This is a genomic window from Haloquadratum walsbyi J07HQW2, assembly GCF_000415985.1.
In the GTDB taxonomy this organism is placed as follows: Archaea; Halobacteriota; Halobacteria; order Halobacteriales; family Haloferacaceae; genus Haloquadratum; species Haloquadratum walsbyi_B.
Map to the genome: position 1 here is coordinate 2878401 of NZ_KE356561.1, position 16944 is coordinate 2895344.

General features: G+C 49.1%; 14 protein-coding genes and 1 pseudogene. 9 read left to right on the top strand and 6 right to left on the bottom strand.

Annotated elements, in window-relative coordinates; all coding sequences use genetic code 11:
- Positions 1–74: 74 nt before the first annotated feature.
- Positions 75–950, top strand: coding sequence for a CbiX/SirB N-terminal domain-containing protein (locus tag J07HQW2_RS13585; RefSeq protein WP_021056142.1), 876 nt, complete (start codon positions 75–77; stop codon positions 948–950).
- Positions 943–2190: a DR2241 family protein gene (locus J07HQW2_RS13590; RefSeq protein ID WP_021056143.1), complete on the top strand. Its 1248-nt coding sequence runs from the start codon at positions 943–945 to the stop codon at positions 2188–2190. The genes J07HQW2_RS13585 and J07HQW2_RS13590 overlap by 8 nt, the downstream gene beginning before the upstream one ends.
- Positions 2191–2335: 145 nt before the next feature.
- Here the strand turns inward: J07HQW2_RS13590 and J07HQW2_RS13595 are convergent, their stop codons facing one another.
- The 4 genes from J07HQW2_RS13595 to purN all read right to left on the bottom strand — a co-directional run bounded on the left by J07HQW2_RS13595 (position 2336) and on the right by purN (position 6391).
- On the bottom strand, positions 2336–2938 hold the full coding sequence (locus J07HQW2_RS13595; RefSeq protein ID WP_021056144.1) for a DUF7524 family protein: 603 nt from the start codon (positions 2936–2938) through the stop codon (positions 2336–2338).
- 131 nt (positions 2939–3069) lie between these two features.
- On the bottom strand, positions 3070–3255 hold the full coding sequence (locus J07HQW2_RS13600; RefSeq protein ID WP_021056145.1) for a methytransferase partner Trm112: 186 nt from the start codon (positions 3253–3255) through the stop codon (positions 3070–3072).
- A 54-nt stretch (positions 3256–3309) separates the two neighbouring features.
- Complete coding sequence (locus tag J07HQW2_RS13605; RefSeq protein ID WP_048075307.1) at positions 3310–4641, bottom strand: adenylosuccinate synthase; 1332 nt, start codon at positions 4639–4641, stop codon at positions 3310–3312.
- A 145-nt stretch (positions 4642–4786) separates the two neighbouring features.
- On the bottom strand, positions 4787–6391 hold the full coding sequence (purN, locus tag J07HQW2_RS13610) for a phosphoribosylglycinamide formyltransferase (protein ID WP_021056147.1): 1605 nt from the start codon (positions 6389–6391) through the stop codon (positions 4787–4789).
- 1145 nt (positions 6392–7536) lie between these two features.
- On the opposite strand from purN, the gene purB reads away from it, so the two are divergent.
- The 7 genes from purB (at position 7537) to J07HQW2_RS13645 (ending at position 14846) form a co-directional block, all read left to right on the top strand.
- A complete protein-coding gene (purB, locus tag J07HQW2_RS13615; protein ID WP_021056149.1) occupies positions 7537–8934 on the top strand; it encodes an adenylosuccinate lyase in 1398 nt (465 codons plus the stop codon).
- A 143-nt stretch (positions 8935–9077) separates the two neighbouring features.
- On the top strand, positions 9078–10154 hold the full coding sequence (locus J07HQW2_RS13620) for a glucose 1-dehydrogenase (RefSeq protein WP_021056150.1): 1077 nt from the start codon (positions 9078–9080) through the stop codon (positions 10152–10154).
- A complete protein-coding gene (gene gfcR / locus J07HQW2_RS13625) occupies positions 10141–10833 on the top strand; it encodes a transcriptional regulator GfcR (protein ID WP_021056151.1) in 693 nt (230 codons plus the stop codon). Before J07HQW2_RS13620 ends, gfcR begins: the two co-directional genes overlap by 14 nt.
- Before the next feature lie 191 nt (positions 10834–11024).
- Positions 11025–11372: a glutaredoxin family protein gene (locus tag J07HQW2_RS13630; RefSeq protein WP_021056152.1), complete on the top strand. Its 348-nt coding sequence runs from the start codon at positions 11025–11027 to the stop codon at positions 11370–11372.
- Between the two features lie 314 nt (positions 11373–11686).
- Positions 11687–12256 carry a DUF7110 family protein gene (locus tag J07HQW2_RS13635; protein ID WP_021056153.1) on the top strand — a complete coding sequence of 190 codons (570 nt, stop codon included), beginning with the start codon at positions 11687–11689 and terminating at the stop codon, positions 12254–12256.
- Positions 12257–12470: 214 nt separating this feature from the next.
- Entirely contained in the window at positions 12471–13847 is a 1377-nt protein-coding gene (locus tag J07HQW2_RS13640; RefSeq protein WP_021056154.1) for a glycerate kinase type-2 family protein, read from the top strand.
- 27 nt (positions 13848–13874) lie between these two features.
- Entirely contained in the window at positions 13875–14846 is a 972-nt protein-coding gene (locus tag J07HQW2_RS13645) for a phosphoadenosine phosphosulfate reductase family protein (RefSeq protein ID WP_021056155.1), read from the top strand.
- Between the two features lie 106 nt (positions 14847–14952).
- Here the strand turns inward: J07HQW2_RS13645 and J07HQW2_RS13650 are convergent.
- Positions 14953–16210, bottom strand: a pseudogene (locus tag J07HQW2_RS13650) (RNA-guided endonuclease InsQ/TnpB family protein).
- Complete coding sequence (gene tnpA, locus J07HQW2_RS13655; protein ID WP_048075308.1) at positions 16207–16608, bottom strand: IS200/IS605 family transposase; 402 nt, start codon at positions 16606–16608, stop codon at positions 16207–16209. Before tnpA ends, J07HQW2_RS13650 begins: the two are co-directional and overlap by 4 nt.
- Between the last annotated feature and the right edge of the window lie 336 nt (positions 16609–16944).

A 16944-nucleotide genomic window follows, 5' to 3' on the forward strand; every position in this document is an offset into this window, starting at 1 on the left:
TATCCTCTAAGTGTTGAAGAGATCACTGAGCAAACCCGAAGTAAATAAGAGGACGCCGGTTGATTCAGTAATATATGCAAGCCCTCGTCATCGTAGCACACGGGTCACATCTTAATCCAGATTCGTCGACCCCGACACATCAACATGCAGACACTATCCGCGCGAGCGGTGCTTTTGATGAGGTTAGAACCGGATTTTGGAAAGAAGAGCCGTCACTTCGAGAGATCCTTCGAACTGTTGAAGCTGATGAAATCTATCTTGTTCCACTATTCATCAGTGAAGGGTACTTTACAGAACAGGTAATTCCTCGTGAACTCCGATTGGACGGCTGGGATGTTTCTGAATGGAATTCTGATGGGCTGAGTGCTGACACAGCAACCCTTTCAGCTACCGATACCGACCAGACCGTTCACTACTGTGGTCCCGTTGGTACTCATGAGGCAATGACCGATGTACTTGTTCGACGTGCTGAAACCGTCACAGACGACCCATCGGTTGGTGATGGATTCGGGTTTGCGGTTGTTGGTCATGGAACCGAGCGAAATGAGAACTCTGCAAAAGCAATTGAGTATCACGCTGACCGCGTCAGTGAGCTTGACCGATTCGATGAAGTCCAAGCACTCTATATGGACGAAGACCCCGAAGTGGACGACGTCACTAACTTCTTCAATACCGACGATATTGTTGTCGTCCCATTGTTTGTCGCGGATGGATTCCACACCCAAGAAGATATTCCGGAAGATATGGGTCTTACAGATGATTATCGAACAGGATACGATGTACCCGCGACTGTAGACGATCATCGAGTCTGGTATGCAGGTGCTGTCGGGACCGAAGGGCTCACAGCAGATGTGATTCTTGAACGTACCGCTGATGCTGGTGCGGACATCTCAACAGCGATTGAAACGGTTCGTGAACAGACTCGAGAAACAACTGTCGCGGATGATTGAGGTATCAGGCAAAGTCAGCGAAGCGTTAATCACCTATCTCACCGACTCAGAACGTGAAATCGATTTTGATGGGCTTCATATTAGCTCCACAGACAAGGGCTACCAGGTTGACACTCCATCAACTGACGCGTCTGAGTTCACCCATACAGCGCTTCTCGACTATATTACAACTGCAGAGGTTGCCCCATATGTCACAAATTGGTATTATTGGGAATCGACGCTTTCAGAACTTGGTCGTCATCGCCGGGCGTTCCTCCGACATGCAGAGGGTGCACATACCCATGATGTCCCAACGCGATATACAGCTCTCCGTTCAGATGATGGCTGTCTCACCGAGTGGGGAGAGATACAACTAACAACAACACTCGACACTCGAGGTCGTCGCCACTACGATATTCGTCATCAAGCTGATGAAGAGGCTACACCTGAGAGAATTGAAACATATACCGATCCGCTTGATGCCCGTGAAATTTCGACATATGATGACCGTGGTCGTTATCGACCATTACAGACAGCACCATCGCTCCAGACAGGATGGATATTTCCCGATCTTAATGGACGCGATGCAGTCGAGACGATTAATTTCCTCTACCCAGCCTCAATTGCTAACTGGAATCTTGAACGCAACGACGAACTTGATGTCACACACTGGCGTGAGACGGTTGATCGCCAAACCGGGATTTATGATATTGTCGAGGAACTTCCCCGGTCCGCTGTTGAATGGGTAGCAGAAGCCTGTTGTGTAGACTCACAGTGTCTCAAGCGTCGCGAGTGGCAGTATACCGAGGATGACCAACTAGAGGCTGATGGCGGAACGGGAACGTTCCCTTGTCGAGAGCCCTGTTCGCTTGTTATCGCAGCATCTCGTCGATGGACAAAGCTTGAAGAGGAGGATGAACGAACCTATGAGTTTGATCTCACACCATCCGAAAAAGAGCAAATTGAAGATATCATCAACGCTGTTGCTGACGGTCGTGTTGATGAGATTCGAGAAGCTGACGTGTATAAAGGAGCAAACCAGTATCGGACACGATTCCTTCGTGCAAAACGAGTCGATGATGAAGGCCGTCTCTCAGGTACGCCAACAGAAAATAGCCAACATACTGCCGTAGACGACACCGATGATGACGCAGAATCTGAAAATGAAGATGAATCACATGATCACGATGGTGATCGTCACGACAATCAGATGAGTGAAAAGCAAACTGAGGATAACGAAGAACTCACTGGAGATGAATGAGGTGTCCGATATAACTCGCTTTGATACTTTTAATAGAAGTGTGAATGATATTTTTTATTAGGTGTTTGGTGAGTAGCTGAACTTCATGATATATTTATTTGAGACGTATATTCATTAGAAGTCACCTAACGCATCACCTATGTGTTCAGTCGAATCCGAGTAACAACCCGAGTGCAACCGCAACCACCACACCCAGAGTGGTTCCAACTAATAGCACTGTGACTGAATTTGGGACGATCATCGCAATAATAACTGCAATCCCGACTGCAATAACCCCAAGTCCGCCCACAGCAGCGATCCCTCCAACCCCGGTCTCAGTGACATTGTGCATTTGAATCCACTCCCGCCCACGGGTGAGCACTGAGCCGCTATCAGTCTCTGATGACCCGTCATCTTCTGCAGCTTTTTTTGTCTTATCGGAGTCTGATTCTGGTGCTGCAATCGTTATGGAGACACATTCAGTTTCAGACCCATATCCTGATGCGACAGTCAATTCGCCTTTAATCGGATACTGATGATCTGATACACGAACGCCAACTTGTCGATTATCATCTGCTTCGACGTAATGATTAACCTCAGGTAGCTGTGCCCTTTGCGAAAGTTCCTCATCAAAGCGGAGGTGAACATGCACAGACTCGCCCATATTCTGCAGTTCGATGTTAAAATCCTCACGAGCGGTAAATGCGTCGGGTGCATCAACTGAATATAGCTTCCCAACGTTCAGCCGGACCGTGAGTGGTTCTATCACGAACTGGGTGACGGCGCCCGCTAGTAAAAACGTTTAGATTGAACTGTAATCTATCACATACAGCTATTGACTCTCAGCGCCAACTCACAGTTAATCAGGGCATCAATATGTGAGCTATACGATTTATCTGCTCACTCCTCACGCATATCTGGAGGAAGCAAGTTTGGAATCCCGTCTTCGATTGGATACACCTCACCAGTCTCAGTTCCAATGAGTTGTCCTTCGATGATCTCCTCACCATCACGCTCGTCCACCTCAAGTTCGAGTTCACTCTTATCTAGAGGATCACAGAGGATATCCATCAATGACTCTTTCATCGATAACAGCGAAGATTGCGTCGGTAAAAAGACTACGGGTTTTTGAATTCGTTACTAATCAGTAGTAGTAAATGGGTTGATCAATTCAACCGTCTCAGCGCGATCCGGTCCAACACCAATCGCATAAATTGGGGTATCGAGTTCGTCTGTGAGATATTCAAGATACTGTTGTGCATTTGCTGGAATCGCCTCATATCCCTCACTTGCAACGTCGCTCCATGCAACACTATCCCATGGGTCAAATGATCGAAGATTCGGCTCACACTCTGCCCATTTTTCCGTCGTAGTTGGGATAGTAGATTGCTCTTCGCCGTTGAGATCATATGAGTGCCCAACACAGACCTCATCAAGTCCAGCGAGCACATCGATATGATTTATTACAAGCCCGGTGAACCCATTCGATCGCGTTGCATGTCGGAGCATCGGAATATCAAGCCACCCAATTCGTCGGGGACGCCCGGTCACTGTTCCAAATTCGCCACCTTTCTCTCGGATGTGATCTGCAAGCGGCTCATCAGTACCTGTGAGTTCTGTTGGAAGCGGTCCAGTTCCGACCCGCGATAGATATGCTTTGATTATCCCAACAACCTCACCGCGACCGATAACTGTCGGGCTGATTCCTGTTCCAGTTGCTGCTCCACCTGCTGTTGGATTTGATGATGTAACATATGGGTAAATTCCGTGGTCGATATCAATCGATGTCCCTTGTGCGCCTTCGAATAAAATTGCTGAATCATTATCAAGACGCTCGCTGAGAAACTCGCCTGCATTAATTGTCATGTCTTCCTCGACTAGTCGCTCCCCAAGTTGACGATACTTGTTGAAGAGGAATTCAATATTAAACGCTTCGTCTGTTTCTACCTCAAATATACTCTCGGCGAGTGCACGCTTTTGTGGAACGACATATTCAAGTCGATCTCGAAGGACAGCCGGATCGAGTAAGTCTCCAATCCGAACTCCCCGTCGACCTACTTTATCCTCATACGTTGGTCCAATCCCACGACCGGTTGTCCCAGCCTCAAGATTGGAGTCTGATTTAGCGTCTTCTTCAATCCCATCAAGAACCCGATGATATGGCATAATGACGTGTGCACGACGAGCGACGCGGACATCAGGTGTAAGTCCGCGGTCACGGAGGTCATCAATCTCACTGAATAATGTCTTAAGATTGATTACGCAGCCGTTGCCTAACACGCCGATTTTGTCTCGGACTGCACCACTTGGCACCAACGACAATTTATACTCATCACCGTCTTCAACAACGGTGTGACCTGCGTTGTCGCCGCCCTGATATCGTACGACGACATCGGCGCCGCCTCCCCATAGATCAACGAGCGCGCCTTTGCCCTCGTCTCCTAACTGAGAGCCGACGATTGTGACGGTCATATAGGATATTTCTGCATGCCAATTGAAACCCATTACGACTTTATTTATTGATAAATCCAAAGAGGATTCCACTCGATGACCGTCTCAGGTTATACTCTCTCTATCCTGCGGTCTATTCGCCTGTGCGCATGATAATCTAGTATCATTAATCGTGTTTGAAGCAGCGCCGACCGGTAAAGACCATCGGTATACCCTGTTCTTCACAGGCAGCAATCACCTGATCATCGTTTACAGACCCGCCAGGCTGAATCACAGCCTCAATATCAGCCTCAGCAGCGGTTTCAACACCGTCGGGGAATGGGAAAAATGCATCAGAAGCCATGACGCTGCCTGCTGGTCCACCATTCTCCGCATGCTCAGTGGCTTTCATCACTGCCAATCGAACAGCATCAACACGCGATACCTGTCCCATTCCAATACCCCTGGTCTCAGTTCCATCCGCCAACACAATTCCATTTGATTTGACATGTTTTAATACACGCCATGCAAATTCCATCGTGATTAATTGTTCTTCTGTTGGCTCAACACTCGTTACGACTTCAAGATCATCTCGTGACGGCGCCCATGTATCCTGCTCTTGCACCAACCGTCCTCCAATAAGCGGCTTAGATATCGTTGAGCGTTGTTGATGAGTCTCCTGAGAGTCACTCATAGAGTCGATTTCAAGAACCCGAAGGTCTTCACGCTCTTTGAGAAACTCAATTGCGCTGTCAGTATACCCTGGAGCAACAACTACCTCTTTGAATGAGTCAATAATTGCTTTAGCAGTTGTATCATCACACTCTCGATTCAACGCAACAATGCCACCAAATGCACTCATCGGGTCAGTGGCAAGTGCATCCGCGTATGCATCCGCGAGTGTCTCAGCAGTCGCGCATCCTGCAGGATTTGTATGTTTGATTACTGCTGCAGTTGGCTCTTCGAACTCCTGTACGAGTCGTAATGCAGCATCAGCATCATTATAATTATTATATGAGAGCGCTTTTGCCCCCTTATTTAGCTGCGGTGCTCTCACAACACTTGGTTCAGCACTACCCATATCGCCGTATACAGCAGCTGCTTGGTGTGGGTTCTCCCCATACCGCAGTGTATCTATACGATTACTTGAGACATGCCTCTCCTCAGGGAGCTGGTCATTATCATCACCGTCGACAGAAACTGATGGTGGCGTTTCAGAACCATCGATCGCGATGTTATCATTACTAAACAACCGAATCGTACGCGGATATGCAACGAACTCCGCTTTCGTACGCACCCGCTTTTTTAACGTGGAAACATCATCATCGGTTCGAACTGGGACGGACTCCTGGGTAATGATCGGACCCTCATCGACGGCTTCCGTGACAAGATGCACAGTACATCCTGTGATCCGAACATCTGCCTCCAGCACTCGTTCGTGTGTATGTAATCCTGGAAATGCTGGAAGTAGTGACGGATGGACGTTCAACACTGGTGGTGTTGATTCAATAAACGTCTCAGTGAGGACCCGCATATATCCATCAAGACAAATAATATCGATATCGTGCTGTGCAAGCGTATCAAGAATACGCCGTTCATGGTTTTCTCTGGATTGTTCATCTGGACGTTCGATAACGGCGGTCGGGATGCCACGTGCGGAAGCCGCATCAAGCACGGGCGCGTCTGCATCATTTGTCACAATCACTCCGATTGTCGCGTCTCCAGGCGATTGATCCGCGATGTGTAGTAGATTTCGACCGTGGTTACTCGCTAAACCGGCAATCGTGGGCATAATCGTCGGAGTTCACGCAGGTTGTAAGTCAGTTCCGGTCTCGTCATGACGTATATAAAAAGCCACATCAATCGACTATCTATCTTTCTTCAAAGAGAGAATCCCGGCGTTTACGCCGGGCGTGAATCCGACAACTCTGCTACAAACTACAGTCTGACGACGATACGAATATGTAACTCGCATCGGTCCATAACATGCCATACACCGAGGCGGTTCCACCGCCCACCCAATTGCACAATATCGGGATTCCGAGATCCAGAATGTTCGAGACACCCTCTCGAACCGCTGTGGTGTCTCGGTGAAGATAACTATAACTCCGAGTCCCCTGCCGGGATAGGAGTAACGGCGGTGTGGCTCGGCTCCGCCATCGGCTCGTCATGCCGACGAGTCGTCACCCAGCAAATATCCCACCCCACCCCAGCGGAGCGGTGCGGTGCGGTACGGTACCGTGGGAAGCCCCATCGTTTACCACGGGGAGGAGGTCACGAGTGATCAGCATTCTTCGGCGCTTGCAAACGCGGGTATTCTCCTTGTATTCTATAATGACTGTTGGTGTTAATTGTCAGTGACATGTTTAGGATGTCTCTCATAGCTACGATGTTAATCTGATATCAAGGAGTCTACAGATATCAAGGCGAGTGCCTCGGAGTCCGGAGTCGGGAGTCGGGGCTTTGATACTGTACTGATGTGACCCCGAGACCGAGAGGGTGAAGCCGACATACACACTGATGACGCTACATAGGTCATAAAAGAACACAGCCAGAAAATCTCACAGACGGATTACCGATCTTCATTTTCATCTACTGCTGGCTGCGACAGTTTGGAAATGTAACCCCTGTCACCATCCGTCACTGGCGGTGCGACGGGGACGGGGGCGGGTGGGGGTTTCACCGGGTCAGGGTCAGGTCATGGTCATGGTGGAGTGACCGGCTCCCACTCCCACGGACACATCGCGTGTGCGGGTGTGACTTCCAGCCGATTCCTCACGGAAAATGTCGGGATGACTGAAATTCCCTTGCCGGGGCAGTGCAGCCTCACTAGGGAAGCCTCGGAGTCGGAGTCGGGGCTTGTCCCCGAGGGACTTCACGATATGCTATATTAGCAGCATCGACATCCTTTTTGAGATACCACCGGCATCTCAGCATATGGACGATCTCTCTCGTGATAACCCACTTGCAGCGGTCTCACCGCTTGATGGGCGATATTCAGCGCGGACTGCGCCGCTTGTCTCACATACAAGTGAGGCAGCACTGATGCATGCTAGACTCCGTGTTGAGATTGAATATCTGTACGCGCTTGATGCGCTTGATGGAGTCTCATTCTCGTTAAATAACTCTGACCGTGATACTCTCGAGACAACTCTTGACTCGTTTGACGGCGATGATGCTGCGATGATCAAACAACTTGAGGTTAATGGCGCAGCCGGATACAGCGCGACTAACCACGATGTCAAAGCGATTGAATACTTTCTCCGGATACAGACACCATCGTATATCCACCCATGGATCCACTTCGGGCTCACCTCAGAGGATATTAACAACCTGTCTCATCGGCTTTTGATACGTTCAGGCGTGTCAGACGTGCTTGTGCCAGCATTACAATCACTTCGTGATGAACTGACATCGCTTGCACAGGAATATCGAGATACACCAATGTTAGCTCAGACACACGGACAACCAGCAACCCCGACTACATTCGGCAAGGAGATGGCGGTTTATGCAACGCGTGTTGGAACAGCTATTGGTCGGATTACAAATGCCAACAGTGAACTCACAGGCAAACTTGCTGGAGCCTCAGGGACATATGCTGCTCATACGGCTGCTTACCCTGATATTAATTGGCAAGCGTTTGCACAATCATTTGTTACCGATTTTGGTTTTGAACACATAGAATTAACGACACAAATTAACCCTTGTGATGACCTTGCAACATTATTTGATGCGCTTTGTGGAGTAAATGATATCATCGTTGATCTTGACCGTGATGCATGGTTGTATATTTCTGATCGATATCTTGGTCAGGAAGCAACGACTGGAGAAACGGGGTCATCAACGATGCCACATAAAGTCAACCCAATTGATTTTGAGAATGCAGAAGGGAATCTCTCAAAAGCTACCTCTGATCTCCGGTTCCTCGCTGATTACATCACCAATTCGCGACTTCAACGCGACCTTTCAGACTCAACTGTTAAGCGTAATATTGGCGCTGGCTTTGCACATGCATTAATCGGATATAAAAAGACGACTGATGGTCTACAGAAAGTAGTCCCGAATCAAACAGTAATGCAGTCAGAGCTTGAATCCTATCCAGAGTTGATTGGAGAGGCAATTCAAACTATTCTTCGACGTGAGGGCGATGTAGATGCGTATGAACGTATTAAGGAACTTACACGAGGAGAAGACGTCACACTCGAAGACTTCCAGGAGCTTTTTGAGTCACTCTCAGTTTCAAAATCTGTTCGTGAAGAACTCCAGGCACTCTCACCATTGAGATACACTGGACGTGCGAACGAACTTGTTGATGAAATCGATGAACAGTCATAATACCATCACCGCGACTGAATCCGAACTACCGAATTGACACTGTGACATGTCGCTTCTGGATCTATGAGTGAGTAGATATATGCAATATCAATTTTTACTCAGAATAAAAGAAATCTTTTGTACACTGGCTGTCTCATGCACATATGCAAGCTATTGCAGTCTCACGCGATTCTGAGGGACCAATCTGTATTGAAAAGCCTCGACCTGAGCCAGAACCAGGTGAGGCATTGGTCCGAACACTCCGCGTTGGTATTGATGGCACTGATCATGAGATACTTGCTGGATCCTATGGTGAGTATCCCGATGGTGAGGATCATCTTATTCTCGGACATGAGGCGGTCGGCGTAGTCGAAGACCCGGGAACAACCGATTTTGAGCGTGGCGAGGTTGTAGCGCCAATAGTCCGGCGCCCACCAGATGGAGGCTCTGTGTACTTCGACCGTGGCGAACCGGACATGGCACCCGAGGAATCATATTATGAACGTGGTATTATTGGGTCTCATGGTTATTTCTCTGAGTTCTTCACTTCACAGGCACAATATCTCGTTTCAGTTCCTCCGTCATTGGCTCGCGTTGGATTTCTCATTGAACCACTCTCAGTCGTGAATAAAGCCATTGAGTTGGCAATGACTTCGCGGTCATCATTCAATTGGGAACCAACATCGGCACTTGTCTTGGGTAATGGTAGTCTTGGACTACTGATGCTCGCTCACCTTACATCAACAGATACCTATGAGCGATGCTACTGTCTTGGACGTCGTGACCGACCGGATCCGACGATTGATATCATCGAACGGCTGGGTGCGACGTATATTGACTCTCGGAAAACACCTGTCGACACGATTCCGTCTGCATATGAATCGATGGACTTCGTCTGTGAAGCAACCGGACATGCACCACATGCCTTCAAAACGATTGATGCACTCGCACCGAATGGTGTCGGTGCGCTGCTTGGTGTTCCTGAGTCATCAACCTTCGAAATTGACGGCGGCGCACTCCACAATGAACTTGTTTTACATAATAAAGCGCTCATCGGTAGTGTAAATTCAAATGCTGATCATTTTGAGACAGCGACCGATGATCTCCGCACGTTTCCAGAGTGGTTTATTGATGCATTAATCACCGATGTATATCCACTCTCAAACTTTATCGATGCATTTGATGATGACGACACCACTATAAAAACAGCCGTGCAACTCAGCGCATATGAAGAACGTTGATGATCTTATCGAGAATGCAGCCGAACTTGCCGAGCGAGGACTCTCCAAAGGTGAGATTGCCGATGAATTAAATGTCTCTCGAGAAACGGCTAGCTGGCTTGTCGAGCGAAGTGACCCAGGCGATGATAATCAATCACCATCATCAAACAAGCCAACAGAAGCACACGATATCCATGTCGACTGGAGTGCTATTGGACGTGATTCAAAACGGCTCACACACATTGGACGAGCAATGGCTGATCTATTAATGAAAGAAGGTGAGGCGGTCGATTTGACGATTGGAATTGAAAAAGCGGGTGCATCACTCTCGACGGTTGTTGCTCAGGAACTTGATACAGACCTTGGATCGTATGCGCCTGCAAAACACCAGTGGAACGAAGGTGACATTGATGAACTTGGTGGGTCGTTCTCACGGAATTTTGCACAGATCCGTGACCGTGACTGCTACGTCGTTGATGATACAATCACCTCCGGTACAACGATGCGAGAAACAATCGAAGCGATTCGTGATGCCGGTGGTCGACCTGTCGCATGTGTCGTTGTTGTTGATAAACAGGGCGTTGATTCGATCGCCGATGTCCCTATTTATTCACTGATTGACGTTGTTCGTGTCGATAGTGACAGTAATGCTGATCATGATATATCTGATAGGTCGAAGTCGACGCGACCTAACAGGTGAGCGAGTTCGATGAGAGAAGCGCCGTACGCAGTTTCAGTTGATATCAATTACTATTGGATTCTCTTTTGTTGACATCTTCCCGCGCCTGAAGACGCGGGTATTCTCCTTATCTTGTATAAACTGCGGTAGTTGAGTAAATCTGAATTAATTTCGACACAACCTCTTTGTTATCCGACTTCATATAATATAGTATGACGTTTCAGCCTGATTCCGAATTAAGCGATGATGAGGTCACGACTCGTGTCAATGAGACAATCGCAAACAACGATGTTGCCCTGTTCATGAAAGGCAATCGATTGATGCCACAGTGTGGGTACTCACAACGAGCAGTCAATCTCATTTCACAACACGTTGAGGAGTTCGAAACTATCGATGTGCTTCCTGCACTTGATCAATATCGCAGTGCACTTGACGATCATAGCGGTTGGGAAACGATTCCCCAGACGTATGTCGATGGTGAGTTCATCGGTGGTAGTGATATTCTCGCTGAACTTGATGAGCGGGGGGATCTTGCAGATACACTTGACCTTGACGACTGAGTCCAATTACGACAACAATTGGTCTATTACGGCTCTATCACCGAGAATATAAATAATGTGTGATAATCCATCTTATTCCCAATAAGAACTACTTTTTATTTTTATATTATCAGTGACTTAGCAAAATGACCGTTCAGTAATTATTATGCGCAGAAATATACCCAAGAATTCTTCAATCTATTGGCACAATCAGACATGATAAAGTAGATATGACCGCATCTCTCTCGGACATTATATAAGTCCGGGACTCATATATTTATATAGGTACCGACGTCGCGTTTTCTCCATCTCGCACGGGTACCCGAAACGCAATTATGTCAGGCCGTGTATACCGACTCCACTCGACACTAGAACTGCCACTCGAAGACGTCGAAGCGTTTCTAAACGGTGACCCGGACCTGCCCACCGAGATTGAGTCAATTGAATTAACACGTCGAAACAACACACTCATTTTGAAAGCTGTTGCTGCTGATGATAATCTCAGTAAATATACACCAACTGCACAACTGAAAGCAAGTGTTACAGAAAATCGCGTGTATGAAGAGGAACCACCACGTGGTGGCAACCCGCGATGGACTGATGAGGAAGAAGAGGAAATACCATCAGAACTCGTTGAGTTCGCTTGTTTCAAAGGTGACCGAGAGACGGTTCTTCAAAACACTGCACTCCAGCATCCGATGTTTCGCGTCTTCCGTCAGATTGCGCTTCTTGCGGAAAAAGGGACGCTCACTGCAATTACTGAGGTAGATGAGGACCTTTCGGCTCATCGAATTGTCGAAGGCGAAGAGCGACCAGCGACAATTGAGGTCGTTGAAAACCCATCACAGGATGAGAGTGGATCTGGCGGCGTAGACTGGCGCGATAATAAATTCATCAGTGATTAATTGATTATTGCAGGTCCTGCAAACCCGTCGCTTCGTTTTGAATCCTTCATTAGCCGCTGTAAGAGTTACTGTATTCAATTAAACTACCTCATACTGAACTGTGCATAGTGATAGTATGGAGGTGAATTCCTGATATCTTCAGCAATAAGTATGCTCTACTCATTCTGTCTCACCAGCCGGTGAGTATTTTCCACTTGTCTACACAAGATGATGTATGTTCGAACAGCGTGGTCAAGATGGAGCAGACGCAATTCAAATTCCATCTGGGACACCCGTATCAGCTACACCAAAAGAATGTGCTATGGCTGCTGTCACTGCTGGTGTCAATGCAGCACATCCTAAGCAGGTTCTCTCCGAAATGATAACACGAGAGGGCGATACACTCTCGATTGCTAATAATCAATACGACCTATCGGAGTATCAAGAAGTGGTTATCCTAGGTGGTGGTAATGCTGCCGGTGGCATTGCACGATATCTCACCACAATAATTGATGATTACCTCACTGGAGGAGTCATTATTACAGATAACCCTGTAGATGCCGACCCAATCACCGTTATTACCGGGACTCATCCGCTTCCAACCAATTCAAACATCAGTGGTGCCAAACAGATTCGTTCTTGTGCCCGTAACTGCGATGATAATACCCTTGCTCTCGTCGTGATTACTGGTGGAGGAAGCGCGCTTTTATCAGCACCAATTGCAGGTATCGATGAGCCTGCACTACGGAAAGTAACTCAGGAGCTAATTCAGTGTGGTGCACCGATTGATCGGATTAACGCCGTTCGAAAGCATATCTCGACGATCAAGGGAGGACAATTGTCACGTGCACTTACTCCAGCTCAGACGGTTGGTCTCATCTTTAGTGACGTTACATCAGGTGACCCTAGCGTTGTCGCTAGCGGACCACTATCGCCAGATTCGACAACATATGCAGACGCACTCACGACACTCGGTGAATTCGCTATTGACACGCCCGAGTCAGTTCGTATGCATCTTCAACGTGGTGCCGACGGTAAGATCGATGAAACTCCATCTAAGCAGTCCTCATCAGCATTTGACTCGACGACAACGATTATCCTTGCAGACGGAATGACCGCACTTGATGCCGCAGCAAACCGATGTTCAGACCTGGGTTATGAGCCATTAATTCTATCTTCATCCATTCGTGGAGAAGCACGTGAAGCAGCAAAAACACATGTCGCTATTGCAGAGGAAATTCAGCGAAACAAAATTCCAATTGACTCTCCAGCAGCTGTCTTAGCTGGTGGTGAAACAACTGTGACGGTGACAGGCGATGGAGCCGGTGGTCCAAATCAGGAGTTTGCACTCGCAGCAGCAATTGAACTTCCCCCGAATACAGCAGTTTGTGCGGTTGATACTGACGGATTTGATGGTCCAACGGATGCCGCTGGGGCAACTGTAACAGCTGCGAGTATCAACGAGCCATCAGCAGCTCGCGCAGCACTCGACGCAAATAATGCGTACTCATTCCTTGATAACCATGCCACGTTGATGATGTCAACTGATGGGGCGACTGGTACTAATGTTAATGATCTTCGTGTTCTCACCGTTCTAACGGAAGATACTTAATAGCTGTAATAATATGTAATTATACATATGCCGGAAAGTTTCCCTGAATATCTCGATGTCGACTATACCGATGGCAGCGAGGAGACAGCAACCGACTATCCGACGATTGAATCAAAAATTGAGAAAGCAGTTGCGGTAACCAAACGCGGTCTTGAGGAATATGACAATCCAGTTGTCATGTGGACCGGTGGAAAAGACTCGACACTGACACTGTATTTCATTGAGGAAGTGGCTCGTCAGCACGGTCTTGAGACACCACCAACAGTATTTATTGATCATTTCCAGCACTTTGATGAAATACATGACTTTGTTGACCGATGGGCAGATGCCTGGGATCTTGATGTGATGTATGCTCGTAACAATGACATCGGTGAGTACGTTGATGAGCATGATCTTGAACCGGGCGATGATATTCCTGTTTCAGATCTTTCAGAACACAATCAACATCATGTACGCGACTTGCTTGAGTATGAAGAGGATACCTTCCCATTCTTACTCGACACATATGTTGGCAACCATCTTCTGAAGACAGTAGCACTCAATGACACACTTGAGAGCGAAGGTGTCGACGGAGTCATCTCCGGTGTTCGCTGGGATGAACAAGAAGCCCGTGCTGAGGAGACGTTCTTCTCATCGCGACATGACCCAGACATTTATCCACCACATGACCGCATTCAGCCAATCCTCCAGTTTGACGAACGCGCCGTTTGGCAAACATTTTGGAACTTCGTCGTCCCAGATACCGTTTCAGCATATCCTGATGAAGGATACGTGCCAACCGGTGCCGATGATCTCCCAAATGGTGTGACAGTTGATGACGTTCCGGTTTCGCCTAAATACTTCGCTGGATTCCGCTCACTTGGCAGCGAGGTCTCGACAGAAAAGACAACTGAGGAACCAGCATGGCTACAGGACGTCGAGAACACCACAGAACGAGCTGGTCGTGCACAGGATAAAGAAGATCTGATGGAACGTCTTCGCGATCTTGGATATATGTAATATTCTCCTTAGATAAATAGCGCTGATACTCTCATTGACCTCCCCCCGCGCCTGCAGACGCGGGAATCCCACCACGGGATTTCAGGCCGAGCGTGGCCCTATGGTTTCAAGACGCATACGTCCCAAGCGTCTCTTGCTGGGTAGCATCGGCTTGGGTGTCTTGTGGGGCGGAGGCGGTCAAACGCCCCCCATCCTCAGCCGAGTCATCGCCATCCGTGTCCGTGTGTTCTCTTGCATGGCTCTCTCCGCTGAGGTAGCGGTCTGCGATGTTTATCGCGCCGTTCACGTCCGCTTGGTACTCCCCCATCCAGCATGCGTCGTTCGTACACTTGAACGTCGCCTGTCGTGGGCGATATCCTACCTCACCTCACCGCAAGCGTGGCACTCTTTCGACGTGTTGCGCGGGTTCACCGTCTCAACGGGGATACCCTTCTCGACGGCCTTGTAGCGTATCTGCGCGTGGAGTTTGGCGAACCCCCATCCGTGGAGACGGCGGTTCATGTACTCGCCGTAATCCATCGACTCGCGTATGTACGTGAGGTCTTCTAGAACGAGAACGGGGTTCTCGACGGATTCGGCGTACTCTACGACCTCGCTGGTGACGGTATGGAACACGTCGTCGATCTGGTTCCATATATCGTCCCCGAACGAGTCAGCGATACGCTCACTGCCACGCTGCTGAAGCCGTCGCGTGGCAGTGAAGTGGGTTTTGCGGAGCCGACGAACGGTCTTGCCCTCGTCGGCCCACAGTTCGGGCGAGGTCGGAGAGCCGTGGTCGTCGCGGTGACACACCGTGACGAGTGACGCTTCCCCGATGTCTACTCCGATGGGAGTCCGTTCTTCGGCGGACACCTCGGAGCGTTCCTCTACGTCGCGGGTGGCCGTAACGTGGAGATACCATGTTCCGTCCCGCTCGAACAGCCGACTCTCGCCCATCTCCGCGTCACCAGCGTTCAACGCTTCCAGCCAGTCTCGCTGTTCGGGGTTCGGCTGTGCTGGCATCCAGAGGTGGTAGTCCTCGTGGTGTGGGATTTTGACGTACCACTCGATTGCATTCTCGGGCTTGTGGTCGAGTCGTAGTCCCTCGTTGGTGAAGCGGACAGGGTGGTCGTCGTGAAGTTCGCCCGCGTTGTACGTCGTCTTCAACTGCGGGACGTACTTCTTGAGCGCGTTCTTGGCGTACCCGCTCAGGTCGGAGTCAACCACAACGTCGTTCGCTCCGGCTTGCGTGGCGTGGTACATCCGGCGTCGAAAGCGTCTTGGAGGGCGTTCTGGTACGCCTCTCGCGTCTCTCGGAGTTTCCTCCGCTTGTGGGCGTTCGGCTCTACCAGTTTGAGTTCGAGCGTCTTCGTGAGTTCGGTCACGAGTCGCCCTCCTTGTGCTGTTGGATGTAGTTGTCGACTGTCTCACTCGATACGTGCCCTGCTGTTCCTGCGTAGTATCCTCTCGCCCATCCGATTTTCTCGCCGTCGTGGTCGGCGTAGCGGTGGTTGTACTTGCGCGAGGAGATGCCCTTGAACCAGTTGGCGAGCAGAGCCGGTTCGTTCTTGGGCGGGCTACTGACGAACAGGTGAACGTGGACGTGGTCGGGGTCGGGCTGTACGGTGAGGTCGAGTATTTCGACGCCTTTGTCGTCGGCTATTTCGTGGAGGATGGATCTGACACGACTGGCGACCTCGTTGACGAGTACCGAGTGGCGGTACTTCGGCAGCCACACTATGTGGTAGTTGAGGTTGTAGGTCGCGTGTCGTGTGGTCTTCATCCTTCTTACACACTATGGGGTCACAGAATGTTACTACTGACGGTAAATCGGTGGGAAATCCAGCCGTGGCGTCGTCGGCGGACGTGTACGCTATTGTCCGCTTGACCCCCGGCTAAAGACGGGGGTATGCGCTCGTAACTTTATCATAGATACATATCTTACTTTCCGATACTGGTATTATGCCTGTAGTCTTTTAGCGCATACGCCCTTCTCGCCGGTTGTGACCGCCAACACATCATAGTGGTGAGAAAGTGCATTGTGATTGGAATGGAATACAATACTGATGAGTACCTGATCGCTGCACTGTCTCCGGATAGCGAATTCAAACAAAATAAA